Annotated in this window: 16 protein-coding genes; 8 read left to right on the forward strand and 8 right to left on the reverse strand. The window is 62.3% G+C overall.

Translation table 11 applies throughout. The annotated features are described in order from the left end of the window. Nucleotides 1–47: 47 nt before the first annotated feature. The 4 genes from ACIQLI_RS18955 to ACIQLI_RS18970 are packed head-to-tail and all read left to right on the forward strand — an operon-like array spanning nucleotide 48 to nucleotide 3,813. Nucleotides 48–998: a siderophore ABC transporter substrate-binding protein gene (locus ACIQLI_RS18955; RefSeq protein ID WP_400391181.1), complete on the forward strand. Its 951-nt coding sequence runs from the start codon at nucleotides 48–50 to the stop codon at nucleotides 996–998. A 26-nt stretch (nucleotides 999–1,024) separates the two neighbouring features. Continuing rightward, nucleotides 1,025–2,032 (forward strand): ABC transporter permease, encoded by a 1,008-nt coding sequence (locus ACIQLI_RS18960; protein WP_354232516.1) that lies wholly within the window; start codon nucleotides 1,025–1,027, stop codon nucleotides 2,030–2,032. Further along, the gene (locus tag ACIQLI_RS18965) at nucleotides 2,025–3,041 is read left to right on the forward strand and encodes an iron chelate uptake ABC transporter family permease subunit (RefSeq protein WP_400391184.1); all 1,017 of its coding nucleotides are present in this window, start codon (nucleotides 2,025–2,027) and stop codon (nucleotides 3,039–3,041) included. Before ACIQLI_RS18960 ends, ACIQLI_RS18965 begins: the two co-directional genes overlap by 8 nt. A gap of 13 nt (nucleotides 3,042–3,054) precedes the next feature. Next, a complete protein-coding gene (locus ACIQLI_RS18970) occupies nucleotides 3,055–3,813 on the forward strand; it encodes an ABC transporter ATP-binding protein (protein ID WP_400391187.1) in 759 nt (252 codons plus the stop codon). Nucleotides 3,814–3,904: 91 nt separating this feature from the next. Here ACIQLI_RS18970 and cycA read toward each other — a convergent pair whose 3' ends face one another. From cycA to ACIQLI_RS18995, 5 genes are all read right to left on the reverse strand, one after another. Then, entirely contained in the window at nucleotides 3,905–5,365 is a 1,461-nt protein-coding gene (gene cycA / locus ACIQLI_RS18975) for a D-serine/D-alanine/glycine transporter (protein WP_089596558.1), read from the reverse strand. Between the two features lie 175 nt (nucleotides 5,366–5,540). Next, the gene (locus ACIQLI_RS18980; RefSeq protein ID WP_400391190.1) at nucleotides 5,541–6,302 is read right to left on the reverse strand and encodes an ABC transporter permease; all 762 of its coding nucleotides are present in this window, start codon (nucleotides 6,300–6,302) and stop codon (nucleotides 5,541–5,543) included. Further along, nucleotides 6,299–7,096, reverse strand: a complete 798-nt coding sequence (locus ACIQLI_RS18985) for an ABC transporter ATP-binding protein (RefSeq protein ID WP_400391191.1) — start codon at nucleotides 7,094–7,096, stop codon at nucleotides 6,299–6,301. The genes ACIQLI_RS18980 and ACIQLI_RS18985 overlap by 4 nt, the downstream gene beginning before the upstream one ends. Next, nucleotides 7,093–7,458: a DUF1048 domain-containing protein gene (locus ACIQLI_RS18990; RefSeq protein ID WP_354232510.1), complete on the reverse strand. Its 366-nt coding sequence runs from the start codon at nucleotides 7,456–7,458 to the stop codon at nucleotides 7,093–7,095. The genes ACIQLI_RS18985 and ACIQLI_RS18990 overlap by 4 nt, the downstream gene beginning before the upstream one ends. A gap of 1 nt (nucleotide 7,459) precedes the next feature. Beyond that, a complete protein-coding gene (locus ACIQLI_RS18995) occupies nucleotides 7,460–7,789 on the reverse strand; it encodes a PadR family transcriptional regulator (RefSeq protein WP_089596554.1) in 330 nt (109 codons plus the stop codon). A 139-nt stretch (nucleotides 7,790–7,928) separates the two neighbouring features. On the opposite strand from ACIQLI_RS18995, the gene ACIQLI_RS19000 reads away from it, so the two are divergent. The 4 genes from ACIQLI_RS19000 (at nucleotide 7,929) to ACIQLI_RS19015 (ending at nucleotide 11,702) form a co-directional block, all read left to right on the forward strand. After that, entirely contained in the window at nucleotides 7,929–8,399 is a 471-nt protein-coding gene (locus ACIQLI_RS19000) for a GNAT family N-acetyltransferase (protein WP_400391278.1), read from the forward strand. 92 nt (nucleotides 8,400–8,491) lie between these two features. After that, nucleotides 8,492–9,949 carry an HNH endonuclease gene (locus ACIQLI_RS19005; protein ID WP_400391196.1) on the forward strand — a complete coding sequence of 486 codons (1,458 nt, stop codon included), beginning with the start codon at nucleotides 8,492–8,494 and terminating at the stop codon, nucleotides 9,947–9,949. A 27-nt stretch (nucleotides 9,950–9,976) separates the two neighbouring features. Then, nucleotides 9,977–10,417 (forward strand): MarR family transcriptional regulator, encoded by a 441-nt coding sequence (locus ACIQLI_RS19010; RefSeq protein WP_354232508.1) that lies wholly within the window; start codon nucleotides 9,977–9,979, stop codon nucleotides 10,415–10,417. Between the two features lie 46 nt (nucleotides 10,418–10,463). After that, nucleotides 10,464–11,702, forward strand: a complete 1,239-nt coding sequence (locus tag ACIQLI_RS19015; protein ID WP_354232507.1) for an MFS transporter — start codon at nucleotides 10,464–10,466, stop codon at nucleotides 11,700–11,702. 72 nt (nucleotides 11,703–11,774) lie between these two features. On the opposite strand, the gene ACIQLI_RS19020 is transcribed toward ACIQLI_RS19015, so the two are convergent. From ACIQLI_RS19020 to ACIQLI_RS19030, 3 genes are all read right to left on the reverse strand, one after another. Beyond that, nucleotides 11,775–13,244, reverse strand: a complete 1,470-nt coding sequence (locus tag ACIQLI_RS19020) for a sugar porter family MFS transporter (protein WP_400391200.1) — start codon at nucleotides 13,242–13,244, stop codon at nucleotides 11,775–11,777. 332 nt (nucleotides 13,245–13,576) lie between these two features. After that, the gene (locus tag ACIQLI_RS19025) at nucleotides 13,577–14,935 is read right to left on the reverse strand and encodes a formimidoylglutamate deiminase (protein WP_400391203.1); all 1,359 of its coding nucleotides are present in this window, start codon (nucleotides 14,933–14,935) and stop codon (nucleotides 13,577–13,579) included. Next, a complete protein-coding gene (locus ACIQLI_RS19030) occupies nucleotides 14,932–16,131 on the reverse strand; it encodes an allantoate amidohydrolase (protein ID WP_400391206.1) in 1,200 nt (399 codons plus the stop codon). The genes ACIQLI_RS19025 and ACIQLI_RS19030 overlap by 4 nt, the downstream gene beginning before the upstream one ends. Nucleotides 16,132–16,236: the final 105 nt, after the last annotated feature.

The following is a 16,236-nucleotide window of genomic DNA, read 5'->3' on the forward strand; positions in this document are numbered from 1 at the left end:
GCAATTAGGCAACACATCTATGACTTATTAGTGAGTGGAGTACAGGCGTGAAAAAGAGGCTGTCGAGCTACATCGGGGCACTGGCTGCAGGCGCTGCCTTGCTGACCGTTACGGCCTGTGGAGGCGGGGCAACGGCGTCTTCGCAGCCCGAGGAAGCCAGCACCATCACCATCGAGCACGCCCAGGGGTCAACCTCCAACGTTCCGGTGAACCCGGCCAAGGTTGTCACGTTCGATCTGGGCGTTCTGGACACCATGAACGCGCTCGGCGTCGAGCCCACCGGTGTTCCCGAGGCCAGCTACCCGGAGGCCCTCAAGAAGTTCTCCGACGCAAAGTACGCCAAGATGGGTTCACTCAAGGAGCCGGACTTCGAAGCCGTCAGCTCCGCAGCCCCGGACCTCATCATCGTCTCCGGCCGCACCGCCGGCGCATACGAGGAACTGAGCAAGATCGCCCCCACCATCGACCTCTCCGTTGATGCGGCCAAGCCCATGGAAAGCTTCAAGGCCCAGACCGAGAAGCTCGGCAAGATCTTCAAGAAGGAAGACGACGTCGCTTCCAAGCTTGCAGAGGTGGACAAGATCGTCGCGGACACCAAGACCAAGGCCGCCTCGGCCGGCACGGGCCTGATCGTCCTCACCTCCGGCGGCGAAGTTACCGCGTACGGCGCAGGCTCTCGCTTCGGCATCATCCATGACGTCCTGGGCGTCCCCACTGCTGCCGACGTCAAGGCCGAAGGCTCCCACGGCGAGGCCGTTTCCTTCGAGTACATCAAGGAAACCAACCCGGACATCCTCTACGTCATCAACCGCGACACCGCGATCGGCACGGCAGGCTCCACCGCCAACCCCATCCTGGACAACGAGCTCGTGAAGTCCACCAACGCCGCGAAGAACAACAAGATCGTCAACCTCGATCCCGCCGGCTGGTACATCGTGGGCTACGGCCTGAACAACGTCCAGGCCATGGTCACGGCAGTGGCCGACTCGGTCGCCTGACCTTCCGCTTCACCTGAAATCCTGACGTGACAACTACAGCCGTGCGCCCCACGGCAGCAGCAAGCCGCAACCGGACTGGCGAAACCGCCCGTCTGGTTGCGGCTGCCGCCGTGGTGCTGGTGATCGCCGTGGGCAGCATATTTGTGGGCGTCAGCGACGTTTCGCTGCCCGCCCTTGTGGCGAACGACGCCGGCGCCTGGGAAATCTTCTGGGTCTCCCGGGTGCCGCGCACCGTGGCTGTGGTCCTGGCCGGAATGGCGGTCGCCGTTGCCGGGTTGATCATGCAGCTCATGGCCCGGAACCGCTTTGTTGAGCCATCCACCGTGGGCACCGTGGAGTCGGCCACTCTCGGAATCCTGGTGGTCACTGTGCTGGCTCCGGACTCTCCGATTCTCACCAAAATGCTGGTGGCTTCTGTGTTCGCAGTCCTGGGTACGGCCCTTTTCCTGGCCATTCTCCGCAGGCTCCCCGCCCGCAACACCCTGCTCATCCCGCTGGTAGGCATCATGCTGGGTGGCATCATCGCTGCCGTCACCACGTTCTTCGCCTATCGCTTTGATCTCCTCCAGACCCTGAGCAACTGGATGATCGGCGACTTCTCCGGCGTGCTCCGCGGGCGGTATGAACTGCTGTGGATCGTGGCAGTCCTGGTGTTGGTGGGCCTCTTTGCTGCCGACCGCTTCACCGTGGCCGGAATGGGCCAGGACTTCACCACCAACCTCGGCCTGAACTACGCGCGCACCATGCGGCTGGGGCTGATGATCGTCTCGTTGATCTCGGCTGTTGTGGTTACCACGGTGGGTGCCGTGCCGTTCCTCGGCTTGGTAGTTCCGAACATCGTTTCTTTGTTGTTCGGCGACAACCTCCGCCGTGCTGTGCCGTGGACCGCTTTGTTCGGAGCAGCGTTCGTGCTGGTGTGCGACATCATTGGCCGGACCATCCGGTTCCCCTACGAAGTGCCGGTGGGCATGGTCATGTCCGTGCTGGGCGCCATCCTGTTCCTCTTCCTGCTGTTGAGGAAACGCAATGCCTGAAACACTCCTGAGCGCACCCCGTCTCTCCGCCCGCACCCGTTGGCGCGACGCCATCCGCAGCACCCCGCCGGGACTGGTGATCGCCGTGTTGGCGATTGCCGCCGTCGTACTCGTTGCCGTTTTCCTGACCATCGACCTCAAAGGCAATATCGCCTACATCCTGCCGCGGCGGGTCATCAAGGTGTCCGCGATGCTGCTGGTGGCCGTGGCGGTGGGCGTCTCCACGCTGTTGTTCCAGACCGTGACGGCCAACCGGATCCTGACGCCGTCCATCATGGGCTTCGATTCGCTGTACATCCTGGTGCAAACCGCGCTGGCGTTCGTGGCCGGTGCGGCGACGCTGGCCACTGCGCCGTCCACGCTGAAGTTCGGGCTGGAGATCCTGCTGATGGTGGGGTTCAGCGCGTTCTTGTACCGCTGGATGTTCACCGGCGCCACGCGATCACTGCATTTGCTGTTGTTGGTGGGGATCGTCCTGGGGACACTGTTCCGTGGCTTTTCCTCGCTCTTGCAGCGGCTGATGGAACCCAGCGAATTCATCATCCTGCAGGACCTGTTCTTTGCCAGCTTCAACAATGTGGATCCCGGCCTGCTGGGTGTTTCTGCGGTGCTGATTGCCGTGGTGTGGGTTGGGGTGTGGCGGATGCGGCACACGCTGGACGTGCTGGCGCTGGGTCGGGAAGTGGCCATCAACGTGGGCGTCGACCACAAGCGCGTGGTGATGCGGGTGCTGCTCGCGTGCTCGCTGCTGGTGGCAATTTCCACCGCCTTGGTTGGGCCGGTGACGTTCTTCGGGCTCCTGGTGGTCAGCCTCGGCTACCAGTTGTGCCGCGGTTTCCGGCATGCCTGGCTGCTGCCGATCGTGGTCCTCATCGGTGCCATCGCCTTGGTAGGTGGCCAGTTGCTGCTGGAACGCGTGTTCGGTTTCGCCACTGCCCTCAGCGTGATCATCGAGTTCACCGGCGGCATCCTCTTCCTGTACCTGTTGCTGAAAGGCTCACTGAAATGATTGGCGTCTGTCCATGATTACCGTCCGGAACGTGACCAAGCGCTACGGCGGCACCACCGTGCTGGACGACGTCACCTGCGAGATCCCGCGTGGCGGCATCACGTCCATCATCGGCCCCAACGGGGCGGGCAAGTCCACGTTGCTCTCCTTGATCAGCCGCCTCCAGCCCATGGACGGCGGGGGAGTGTCGGTGGCCGGCTTGGATGTCACAGCGACGCCCAGCAAGGAACTGGCCAAGACCATGGCCATCCTGCGGCAGGAAAACCACCTGACCATGCGGCTCACCGTCCGTGACCTCGTGGCTTTTGGCCGCTTCCCACACAGCGGCGGCCGGCCCACGGTGGAGGATCTTGAGCACGTGGACGAGGCCATCCGGCAGCTGGATCTGACGACCATGGCCGATAAGTTCGTGGATGAGCTCTCCGGCGGTCAGCGTCAGCGCGCGTACATCGCGATGGTCCTGGCGCAGGACACCGAATATTTGCTGCTCGATGAACCGCTCAACAACCTGGACATGAAGCACTCCGTGGAAATGATGCGGCTGCTCCGGCGTTTGGCCGACGAGCTCGGAAAGACCATCGTCCTGGTGGTGCACGACATCAACTTCGCGTCCTGCTACTCGGACACCATCCTGGCCATGAAGGACGGCCGGCTCATCCATCAGGGCACGCCTTCGGACATCATGCGCGCCGGGATGCTGCACGACGTTTACGACATCGACATCCGCATCGAGGAAATCGACGGCAATCGGATCGGCGTGTACTTCGCCTGACGCTTTGCTGTCCCTGCAGCAAGAAGAGCCCGACGTCGGCACCCAGGCTGGGTGCCGACGTCGGGCTCTGTTTGTTATCGCGTGTTAAGAATCAGCGCGCTGCCGCAGTTTCGGCCTCGGACATGGCTTTCCATTCGGCCACGCGGGCCTGGTGGAGGGGCGTCCTGCGGACCACAGCGTAGGCGACGCCGAGGATGGCGAACCAGATGGGCGTCACCAGCAGTGCCGTGAGCGTGTCCGGCTGCGTGGTCAGCGCCCAGACGAGGAACGCGAAGAATGCGAAGACCACCCACACCATGGGGATGCCGCCGGGCATCTTGAAGGGCGAGGCCGCATGCTGCTCGGGGCGGCGTTTGCGGTACACGAGGTAGCTGGCCAGGATGATGGACCACACGAACATGAAGCAGACGGCGGACACGGTGGTCACCATGTCGAACGCGACGCCGACGTCCTTGCCTGCGTAGAGAAGCGCGACGCCGGCCAGCAGCAGGACGCAGGAGAGGAACAGCGCGTTCTGGGGTACTTTGCGGCTGGAGAGCCGGCCGAAGAGCTTGGGTGCGTCGCCGTCGTTGGCCAGGCCGTACACCATGCGGGACGTCGAGTAGATGCCCGAGTTGGCAGATGACATGGCAGAGGTGAGCACAACGAGGTTGACCACCGTGGCGGCCATTCCCAAGCCGGCCAAGGAGAACATGGCGATGAACGGGCTCTGGCCGGCCTTGAACTCGGTCCACGGGGTGACGGACATGAGGATGATGAGCGCGCCTACGTAGAAGAGCATGACGCGCAGGGGGATGGCGTTGATGGCGCGGGGGAGGTTGTGCTCAGGGTTCTTGGTTTCGGCTGCTGCCGTGCCAACAAGTTCGATGCCGACGAAGGCGAAGACGGCGATCTGGAAACCGGCCACGAAGCCCATGAATTCCTTGGGGAAGAAGCCGCCGTGGCTCCAGAGATTGGTGAAGCTCGCCGTTCCTGCGTTCGACTGGAAGCCCGTGAAGATCATCACCAGGCCAACCACGATCAGTGCCACGATGGCGACGATCTTGATGAGGGCGAACCAGAATTCGGTCTCACCGAATGCCTTAACGGTGGGCAGGTTCAGGAGGAGCAGGATGATGATGGTGGCGATGCCCGGGATCCAGAGTTGGATTCCCGGCCAGAGTTCGTTGGCGTAGCCCGCAATCGCGATGACGTCTGCCACGCCGGTGACTACCCAGCAGAACCAGTAGGTCCAGCCGGTGAAGAAGCCGGCCCAGGGTCCCAGGAGGTCCCCTGCGAAGTCGCTGAAGGACTTGTAGTTCAGGTTGGAAAGCAGCAACTGTCCCATGGCCCGCATGACGAAGAAGAGCATGAAGCCGATGATCATGTACACGAAGATCACGGAGGGCCCGGCGACGGAAATGGTTTTTCCGGAGCCCATGAAGAGGCCGGTTCCGATGGCGCCGCCGATGGCCAGGAGTTGGATGTGGCGGTTGCTGAGCGAGCGTGACAGATGGGGCTCGCTGTCCCTGCTGGAGGCGCGGAGCTGCCCCTGTGTTGTCTGGTCGGACATTAGTTCAAGAACCCTTCGAAGGACCCGCCATAATAGTGACGGCCGTTACAAATCTGTTCGATAAAGCTATAGCTAATGCCGGACTAATGGCGAATCGGTCTGCATGGCGAAAGCTCCTCTTGTGGGAAAGAGGAGCTTAGGCCGTGGTTTGGCGCTGCTTCTGATGCTGCGCTGACTAGGCGATCCGGCGCTTGTAGGCTGCGGTGGCGAAGGCGTAGGAGACGATGAGGATCCCCAGGCACCATGCGAGGGCTACCCAGATATCGCCGCCCACCGGACGCTGCGCGAAGAGATCCTGGATGGTGTTCACAATGGAGGTGACCGGTTGGTTCTCTGCGAACCAACGGACCGGGCCCGACATGGTCTCCGTCGGAACGAAGGCCGAGCTGATGAATGGCAGGAAGATCAACGGGTAGGAGAACCCGCCGGCACCATCCACCGACTTTGCCGAGAGACCCGCAATGATGGCGATCCACGTCAGTGCCAGGGTAAACAGCGCCAGGATTCCCGCGATGGCCAGCCAATCAAGCACGTTGGCCGACGTTCGGAACCCCATGAGGAGTGCCACCAGCACAATGATCACCAACGAAAGTCCGTTGGCCACCAAGGACGTCAGCACATGTGCCCAGAGAACCGAGGAGCGCGCAATCGGCATGGACTGGAACCGCTCAAAGATGCCACTTTGCATATCCGTGAACAATCGGACTGCCGTATAGGCGATGCCGGAAGCGATGGCGATCAGCATGATGCCGGGCAGCAGGTAGTTGACGTAGTTTTCCGTGCCGGTCTTGATGGCGCCGCCAAAAACATAGACGAACAGCAGCATGAGGGCGATCGGTGTGATGGCCGTGGTGATGATGGTGTCCACGCTACGGAAGATGTGCCGCATGGAACGCCCCAGCAGCACGGACGTGTCTGCGAAGAAATGGGTATTCATGACCTGTCCTTTACTGACTCGTTACCAGTCTTTTGGGAGCCGTTGCCGGTGCCAACCAGCGTCAGGAAAATGTCCTCCAGGCTCGGTTGCTTCTCGACGTATTCGATCTTGGCCGGCGGCAAGAGCTGCTTGAGCTCTGCCAGCGTGCCGTTGGCGATGATGCGGCCCTCATGAAGGATGGCGATCCGGTCTGCCAGTTGCTCGGCCTCATCGAGGTATTGCGTCGTCAGCAGGACCGTGGTCCCCAGATGGGCGAGGTTCTTGACGATCTGCCACACCTCAAGCCGCGCCTCCGGATCGAGGCCCGTGGTCGGCTCGTCCAGGAAGATCACTTTGGGGTTGCCGATCAGGCTCATGGCGATGTCCAGCCGGCGGCGCATGCCGCCTGAGTAGGTCGCTACCTTGCGTGCCCCGGCGTCGGTGAGGCTGAACCGGGCCAGGAGCTCATCCGCGATCTGACCCGGGTCCTTCAGGTGGCGCAGCTTCGCCACCAGGATGAGGTTCTCCTTGCCGGACAGGACCTCATCCACTGCGGCGAACTGTCCCGTGAGGCTGATGGACTGCCTCACCTTGAGAGACTCCGTTGCAACATCAAAGCCTTCGACGGCGGCCTGCCCACCATCCGCTGTGAGCAGCGTGGACAGGATCTTCACCATGGTGGTCTTGCCGGCGCCATTCGAGCCGAGAAGGGCAAAAATACTGCCCGACGCTACCTCGAAGTCCACTCCGCGCAGGACGTGGAGATCCTTGTACGACTTCTCAATGCCCTCCACCCGGATTGCTGCAGCGGTCATAATCCCGCCTCCTTCGCTTTGTCGATTGCCTTGGTGAGGCGCTCGCGTTCCTTGTCGATCCAGCGCTTGCCGCCATAGGCCTGAGCAAAGCTTTCAGCGAATTCGATAGGGTCTTCGCCTACGATGTCGCTCACGGGCGTGCCGTCGATTGCGGCGCGTTCCCAAAGGTCTGCGAGGTCCGTAAACATCTGAACCATGGTGTCGCCCTCAGTGACGCCGCCGTAGTACATCAAGTACCGGTTGAAGGCGGTGGCCACGGTCAGGTAGGGCTCGGGCAGGGAATCCAACCGCGCCTTGGCTTGCTTGTACTGCTTCTTCTGCTCGAGTGATCCGGTGACCAGTTCGATCCATTTTGCTGCCATGTTAATTTCCTTCCTTGCGGAGCTGTTCAAGCCGTTCGGACAAGAAGCTCCAGGTGTTCCAGAATTCGTTCAGTTCTTTTTGGCCCTGGGGGTTGAGCGTGTACACCTTGCGGGGTGGCCCCTTTTCAGAAGGCCGCTTTTCAACGTCCACCAGCCCCTTTTGTTCGATCCTGACCAGCAGCGCATACACGGTGCCCTCAGCAATCTCGGTGAAGCCCTGCTCCCGGAGCAACGTGGTGATCTCGTATCCATACGCTGCCTTTCCGGTCAGGAGGGCCAGCACAATGCCCTCCAGCGTGCCTTTGAGCATCTCCGTCATCTGCTTGCCCATTGGACACCTCCTTTAGTACTCAGTATTACTAGCTACCACTACATAGTAGAACTAAGTACCGGTACTTAGCAATACTGAGTTCTGGCCAAAATGGCATGCTGGGGTGGTGACTGCAGAATTTGGTACCGCGCCCACTCTGATGACTGCCGACGTCGGGCCTGGAACCTTCAGCCTTCGACGCGCCACCAAGGCCGACCTGCCGCGGATCCTCGCGCTGCTCGCGGATGACCAGTTGGGTGCCACCCGCGAAAACGCTGACGATTTAGTGCCGTACCAGCAGGCTTTTGACGCGATCGACGCCGACCCGGCCCACTTCCTGGTGGTCGGTGAGCTCGAGGGTGATGTGGTGGCCACGTTCCAAATCAGTTACCTGCCCGGCTTGTCCCGCAAGGGTTCCTGGCGTGCCCAGATCGAGGCGGTTCGGGTGTCCGACGTACTGCGTGGCCGAGGTGTTGGTGCGCTGATGATCGAATGGGCAGTTGAGCAGGCGCGGGAGCGGGGTTGCTCCCTGGTGCAGCTCACCACCGACAAATCCCGTACAGCCGCGCACCGTTTCTACGAGCGGCTCGGCTTTGTAGCGAGCCATGAAGGCATGAAGCTGACGCTCTGAACAGGCGCCGGCCTGCGGTAGTTTGGCCCAGGTTTTCCACATAGGGAGATTCCGGCCTTATGGGCGCCGCAGCCCACTGGAAGGGTTGGGCCATGGAGAAGATTCGGGAGCGGCAAGCGATTGATATGGATTCACGTGCCCTCCTGATGGGGGCTCAACCGGACGGCTCCGTGCCCGGTATCTCCGCTCTCATGGGGATCTTGCGGGCTCTTCGCCTTGGGTTGACCAGCGGTGAGCTGATTGATCAACTGCGTGGTTTGGAGGACCTGAAATCGGCCATTGCCAGTGTCCAGGCCCGGGCAGCCGTAGCCTTCGAGCTCGCGCAGTGCCGCGAGCAAGCGTCGGCCGGCATTCCCGTGGCCGAGCAGGGTCAGGGCGCAGGGGTGCAGATCGCGTTGGCGCGTCGCGAATCACCAAGCCGCGGCTCACGATTCCTCGGGCTGGGGAAAACGTTGGTGAAAGAGATGCCGCGCACCATGGCTGCGCTGGAATCCGGCCAGCTCAATGAATGGCGCGCCACCTTGCTCGTGAAAGAGACGGCCTGCCTGTCCTTGGAAGATCGGCGCGCCGTGGACGAGGAACTCGCACCTGACGCCGGCACCTTCGACGGTGTGGGTGACAAAGCCATCATCGCCGCAGCGAAAGCCGCCGCGTATCGGCGCGATCCCCGTACCGTTGCCCAGCGTGCCCGTCACGCTGCCACCGAACGGACGGTCAGCCTGCGCCCTGCGCCGGACGCCATGACGTATTTGACCGCCCTGATTCCTGTCGCCCAAGGGGTTGCCGTTTATGCTGCGCTCACCCGGAAGGCGGACTCTGTACGTTCCTCTGGTGAATCACGGAACAGGGGCCAAATCATGGCAGACACCCTCGTCGAACGCGTTACCGGCAGGCGCGGCGGAATCAGCGGAGTCGACCTCGAGGTCATTATGACGGACCGCACGCTGTTGCGGGGGGATAGTGAACCGGCGCGGCTGAAGGGCTATGGGATAGTTCCGGCGGAGTGGGCAAGAGCCTTGGTTGGCGCCGGAGGGGCTGCAGTGGACGAAGCCCGTGAGACGGGGCTGCCTGCGACGGGCGGAAATCCAGCGCCAACGCAGGATCCAGACTTCACTGTGTGGCTTCGCCGCCTCTATACAGCGCCGTCCACGGGTGAGCTCATCACCATGGACTCCAAGGCGCGAATCTTCCCGCCGAGGTTGAGGCGTTTCATCGAAGTCCGAGACGACACCTGCCGCACGCCCTATTGCGACGCGCCCATTAGGCACATCGATCACGTCGTCCCGTGGCATGCAGGTGGCACCACTACCGTGACCAACGGTGCAGGGCTTTGCGAAGCGTGCAACCACACCAAGGAAAATCCGGGCTGGGCGGCACGGCGGTTGCCCGACGACGTCCACACCCTGGAAATCAGCACCCCCACAGGGCATAGCTATCGATCGTCCGCGCCGCCCCTTCCCGGGCATGGCCGATCAGTGAAGGTGCCGGACTTTGAAGCCGGGGCTGGGCAGGAGAATTTGGACCCGGCAGACCAATTTATTGACTCTTAGGTTCCCTAACTATTAGGATACCTAAATATGAGCTCTTTTGATCCCCGGTTACTTGATCTCGCGCAGGAATTTCGCGAATCGCTACGACTCGGCGTGTACATGTTTCGCCGCCTCGATCCTGAAGGCGACCTTACCGCCGCGCAGCTCAGCCTGCTGTCCATGATCTCCGACGACGGCCTTCGCGTGGGCGACATCGCCAAGAACCTGGGCATCAAAGTCCCCAGCGCCACCGAGCAAATCATCAAGCTCGAGCGCACCGGCCTGGTCACCCGCCAGCAGGATCCGGACGATTCGCGAGCAGTCCAAGTGGTCATCACCGAGGCCGGGGCGTCCGCCGTCGAGTCTGCCAATCATCGGCGCAACGCCATGGTGGCCGAACTGCTTCAGGACCTCAGCAGCGAGGAAATCGGGCAGCTCGCCGCGGCATTGCCCGTGATCGCCAAGCTCAACAGCTCGTTCCAGAACTAAGAAAATCCAGCACAGCTGGAATCCAGCACCGACAAGGAGCCATTGAATGTCACGCCAGTTGGCTGACGCTTCAGCAAGCGCCGAAACAACCCTCGAACCCACGCTGGAGGCTGAAAAAGCTTCCTTCCTCAAGCAGCCAAAGGCCGTGTGGGCCACCGCCCTCGCCGCCGTTTTTGCCTTCATGGGCATCGGCCTGGTGGACCCCATCCTGCCGGCAATTGCCAAGAACCTTGAGGCATCCACCAGCGAAGTGTCGTTGCTGTTTACCAGCTACTTCCTGGTGACAGCCATCGCCATGTTGATCAGTGGCTTCGTGTCGTCACGGATCGGTGGAAAGAAAACGCTGCTGATTGGCCTGGCCATCATCGTGGTGTTCGCATCGTTGTCCGGCCTCTCCGGCAGCGTTGAACAATTGGTCGGGTTCCGCGCCGGCTGGGGCCTCGGTAATGCCTTGTTCGTTGCCACAGCCCTTGCCGTGATCGTCGGTGTGGCCAGCGGTGGAACCGGCACGGCCATCATCCTTTACGAAGCAGCCCTCGGCCTGGGTATCTCGCTCGGCCCACTCTTGGGCGCACTCCTGGGCGGGTGGCAGTGGCGCGCCCCGTTCTTTGGTACCGCTGTCCTCATGGCGGCAGCCTTTGTGGCACTTCTGGCTCTCCTGCCGAAGACGCCCGCCCCGGCAAAGAAGTCCCGCTTGCGTGACCCGCTCCTGGCATTGGGCCACAAGGGACTCCGCACGACTGCTGCCAGTGCGCTCTTCTACAACTACGGGTTCTTCACCATTCTTGCCTTCACACCGTTCATCCTGGGCATGGACGCCTACGGCATCGGGGGAGTGTTTTTCGGGTGGGGTGTCGCCGTCGCCGTATTCTCGGTATTCGTTGCTCCCGTTCTGCAGAGGCGTTTCGGCGCAGTGAAGGTCCTGACCGGCACGCTGGCTGTCCTCATGCTTGACCTGGTGGGGCTGGGACTGGCCGCTGGGCACTCGGTGACTGCCGTCGTCGTGCTTGTCATCGTGGCGGGTGCACTGCTGGGCATCAACAACACGGTCTACACCGAACTGGCCATGGGCGTTTCTGATTCGCCCCGTCCTGTCGCTTCGGCTGGTTACAACTTCGTGCGCTGGATGGGCGGTGCGCTGGCTCCCTTCGCGGCAGCCCAGCTCGGCGAGCACTTCGGGCCGCAGGTTCCGTTCTTTGCGGGCGCGGTTGCCATGGTGATCGCGATCGTCATCTCCATCGGTGGCCGTGGGTACCTGAAGTCCCACGAGCCGCACCTCGTGTAATGGCCTGCACCTGACTGAACCCTTAAACACGGAAAGGCCCGGCGGATTTAATCCGCCGGGCCTCTTTCGCGTCTACTTGGCTTCGTCGGAAGCCACCGGCAACGGTGCCACCGGCGCTCCCTTGGGAACGAACAACGTTTCGGCCTGCTCCAGGGACATGCCGTTCGTTTCAGGAACCTTGAACATCACAAAGAAGAACGACGCCGCAGCGAACGCCGCGTACATGGCGTACGTCAGCGGGAGTGAACCTGCCGCCATGACGGGGAAGCTGAGCGTGATGGCGAAGTTCGCAATCCACTGAGCGGCGGCAGCAAGGCCCAGAGCGCGGGCGCGGATGCGGGACGGGAAGATCTCACCCAGCAGCACCCACACGAGCGGACCCCACGAGGCGCCAAAGCTGATCACGAACACGTTGGCGGCAACCAGGGCAACAGGGCCCCAAGCGCCGGGAAGCGTGATTTCCGAGCCGGACCCGGTTGCCGAAGAGAAGGCCAGCGCCATGACGCCAAGGGAAACAGCCATGCCGATGGAGCCGGTGAGCAGGATGGGTCGTCGTCCGATGCGGTCCACCAAAGCGATGGCCACGAGGGTTACCAGGATGTTGGTCACTGACGTGGCGACGGAGATCGTCAGGGAGTCCTTTTCCTGGAATCCGACAGCCTTCCACAGCGTGGTGGAGTAGTAGAAGATGACGTTGATGCCGACGAACTGCTGCAGTACGGACAGGATGATGCCGATCCACACTACTGGCAGCAGGCCGAACCTGTTGCCGCGCAGGGAGCCCTTCTTGGTGGAGAGCTTTTCCTGCTGGATGGATTCGCGGATTTCGCGGATGTGCCGCTCGATGTCGTCGCCGGGGATGAGCTTGTTGAAGATGGTACGGGCTTGGTCTTCCTTGCCGTTGAGCACCAGGAAGTGAGGGGACTCGGGCAAACGGTACGCGATCCAGCCGTACACCGCTGCCGGAACGGCGCAGGCGATAAACATCCAGCGCCATGCCTCGATACCAAGCCACAGCGTGCCGCCGGCGCCGCCTGCCGAGTTGGCAAGAACTGCGTCAGAGAGCAGTGCGGCGAAGATGCCTGTGGTGATGGCGAGCTGCTGGAGCGAAGCCAGGCGGCCACGGACGTGGCGGGGCGAAATCTCGGAGATATAGGCGGGAGCAATGACCGAGGCAAGGCCGATGCCCAGGCCGCCGACCAGGCGCCAGAAAATCAGGTCCCACACGCTGAAGGCAAGGCCTGTGCCGATGGCGCTCACCAGGAAGAGCAGGGCACCGATCTTCATGGCCGGGATGCGTCCGTAGCGGTCGGCAATCTTGCCGGCAAAATAGGCGCCGGCGGCGCACCCCAGCAAGGCAACAGCAACGGCGAAGCCGGTCAATGCCTCGCTCATGACGAACTCGTCCGCCATCGCGTCCACGGCGCCGTTGACCACGGAGGAATCGAAGCCGAAGAGGAAGCCGCCCACCGCGCCGGCGACGGCCAGGCCGATCACTTTCCGCGAAACGGGGGGCGCGCCTTCGGTGCTGGAACTGGACATGGGTCTCCCTTGGGGAATGGTGTTGTGGGAGCGAGGTGCGGGACGTCGTCGGCTGTTCCGACGGGGACGCCGGTGCACTCGCGCTACACAGTGTGGCACGTCATATCGCTCCAGTTCCAGTCAAGTGACCGACGTGACATGCATTCAGGTTATTAACGTATAGCTGCCTGTTTGGGGACTGAGTGTTCGCTGGGCGGTGCTTTAGTGTTCCCTGGGGTGCCAAAAGAGGGGCCACTGGCGGAACTACTTGAACGCAAAGCGCGACGGCGGGCCGTCCCATAAGTGGTCAAAGGTCGCCCCGCCGTCGTCACCTCATGGAGCTACTGGCGGCGTTAGGAGAATTCCTGGAGCGCTTCGGTCAGGAGGGCCCCTGGAGCCCCAAGACGCGCGTGCACCCCGTTCGAAGCGATCAGTTCGCCACCGATGACCACCTGCGTGACATCACTCGCCGTCGCACTGAAAGCCAGCTGCATGGGCCGGGATCCCGCGGTCCGGGTGGAGGCGGGATTGATGACCATGAGGTCGCAAACCCCACCCACCTGGAGAGCCTGTGGGGCTATGGGGGTGGCCATGGAATGCGTGGCTCCTTCAGTGGCCGCGCCCAGCAGTTCCCCGGGCGAGAACCTTCCGCGTTGCCCGCTGCCCAGCCGTTCCCCATGTTCCAAGGTCCGCATTTCAATCCAAGGGTCGATCACCGCATGCTGGTCAGTGCCCAGGGCGATGGTGGCTCCGGCGTCGCAGAGTTCCCGCGCAGGGCCGATCCCGTCTGCGAGATCGGCTTCCGTGCTTGGACACATCACCACGGTGGTGGATGCTCCGCCGAGCAAAGCGATGTCTTCCGGGGTCAAGTGCGTGGAATGGACAGCTGAAAGCCTGGAAGACAGGAGGCCGTGGCGTTCCAAGAGTCCGGTCGGGGTGGTGCCGTAGGCCTCCATGCATGCGTCATTTTCAGCAGGTTGTTCGCTCAGGTGGATGTGCAGCGGAATGTCCCGTGGTAGCTGCTTGGCAACAATCTTCAGGGCCTTTTCCGGCACCGCACGGACGGAGTGCAGGGCAGCTCCGACGCCCACCGCCTCTGGCGGAAACTCCTCTGCTATCGCAGCCCGAAGGGAGGCCAGCCGGTCCAGCCAAGCCAGTGCATCCGCGTCCCCGAACCTTGCTTGCTCGGGGCTCAGGGGTGTGCCAATTCCGCCCGTCAGATACAGCGTGTCCAAAAGTGTGAGGCGGATCCCGGCAGACACGGCTGCCCGGGCAAGGGCCAGCTCCATGGCATGTGGTTCCGCATAGGGCGCGCCTGCGGGTTGGTGATGGACGTAATGGAATTCGGCCACGCTGCTGAATCCGCTGACTACCATTTCGGCGAAGACGGCAGTAGCGAGCTTCTGGTACTTCTCAGGAGTCAGCTCGGAAGCGCTCCTGTACATTTGCTCCCGCCACACCCAGAAATCTCCGTGTCCATCATGGGTTCTTCCGCGAAGGATCCTGTGGAAGGCGTGGGAGTGTGCGTTGGCAGCTGCGGGGAAGGCGACACCCGCCAGTGTTGTGTCGCCGGGCAGGGGCTGGACGCCGGTGTGGATGGCGGAGATGCGGCCATTGCTGGTTTCCACACGTACGCCGGTGGCAACCTCTGTAAGTCCGCCGTCGCCGTCGTCGCTGGCGATGACGGCCGTCTCGCACCAGAAGGCGTTCACAGCAGTCCCTCCAAAACATCAGCGAGGGCAAGGGCACCGGCCGAGGCGTCCTCATCGGCCACGTATTCCTCCGGCGAATGCGAAATGCCGCTGGGATTGCGGACAAAAACCATGGCGGAGGGAACGTAGCCGGCCAGTACACCAGCGTCATGCCCCGCGCCGGTTGCCAGGACGGGAGCGCCTGGCAGTAAACCGGTGATACGACGACTTAGGCCGGCATCAAAGTGGACAGTATCGCTGTACGACTCTTCCGTGAGCGTTACGGTGCAACCTTCTGCGGCTGCGACATCCTGGGCTGCACGGTAGATTCCCTCGATGAGCTGAGCTGTCACGGCGTCGTCGGGATGACGGGCGTCCAGCCAAAGATCCACGCGCGAGGCGATGACGTTGGTTCCGCCCGGAACCGGCGTCAAGCGGCCTACGGTGGCCCGGGCGTCCGGCTGCCTGGCCGCCGTTTCGCGAACGGCGAGGACGATCTCTGCGGCCGTGACCATTGGGTCGGCGCGGTCCGCCATGAGCGTGGTGCCGGCATGGTTTCCCTGGCCGCTGACACTGATTTTCCAGCGCCCGTGCCCCAGGATTGAACTCCCTACAGCGACGGCGGGGCCATCCTGCCCCAGCCCCTTTCCTTGTTCAACGTGCAGTTCGACGAAGTCGCCGATACGCGCCATGGCTACCGGATCCGGGCCTATGTGACGCGGATCCAAACCGTTGGCGCCAGCGACGTCGGCGAAGGTGTCACCGTTGATATCCCGCAGGTTCAGGGCCTTGTCGGTGTCTATCGCACCTGTGAGGAGTCGCGACCCCAGGCAGGCGACGCCAAAGCGGGATCCTTCTTCCTCAGGAAAAACGGTGACCGCAAGCGATCTTGGAGGCTGGAACCCCCGGGCTTTGAGGATATCGACGGCGGCCAACGCAGAAGCGACGCCCAGCGGCCCGTCGAATGCGCCGCCGCCGGGTACTGAATCCAGATGGCTCCCAGTGACGAGTGCGCCCTCTTGGGGCTTGCCCCACCACGCCCACATTATCCCGTTGCGATCCGTCTCGACGTCGAGGCCTCGGTGTTGGGCTTGCTCAACGAACCACTGTCTAAGGTCGAGCTCAGGCGTGGTGTAGACGGCCCTTGAGTATCCTCCGCGCACCGCGTCGCGGCCCACATCCTGGATTGAGGACAGGAGTTGATTGACGGTTTCCACGTTTTCCTCCGATTGAAGACTGCCACCAAGTAAAAACCAGATGCCAGCCCATGGCAAGGGTTCGCGTGAGTATTTACACTGCGGAAACATGCCGGCTTTTCGGTG

Origin of the sequence: Paenarthrobacter sp. NPDC091669 (assembly GCF_044756725.1) — a bacterium.
GTDB classification, from domain to species: Bacteria; Actinomycetota; Actinomycetes; order Actinomycetales; family Micrococcaceae; genus Arthrobacter; species Arthrobacter bambusae_C.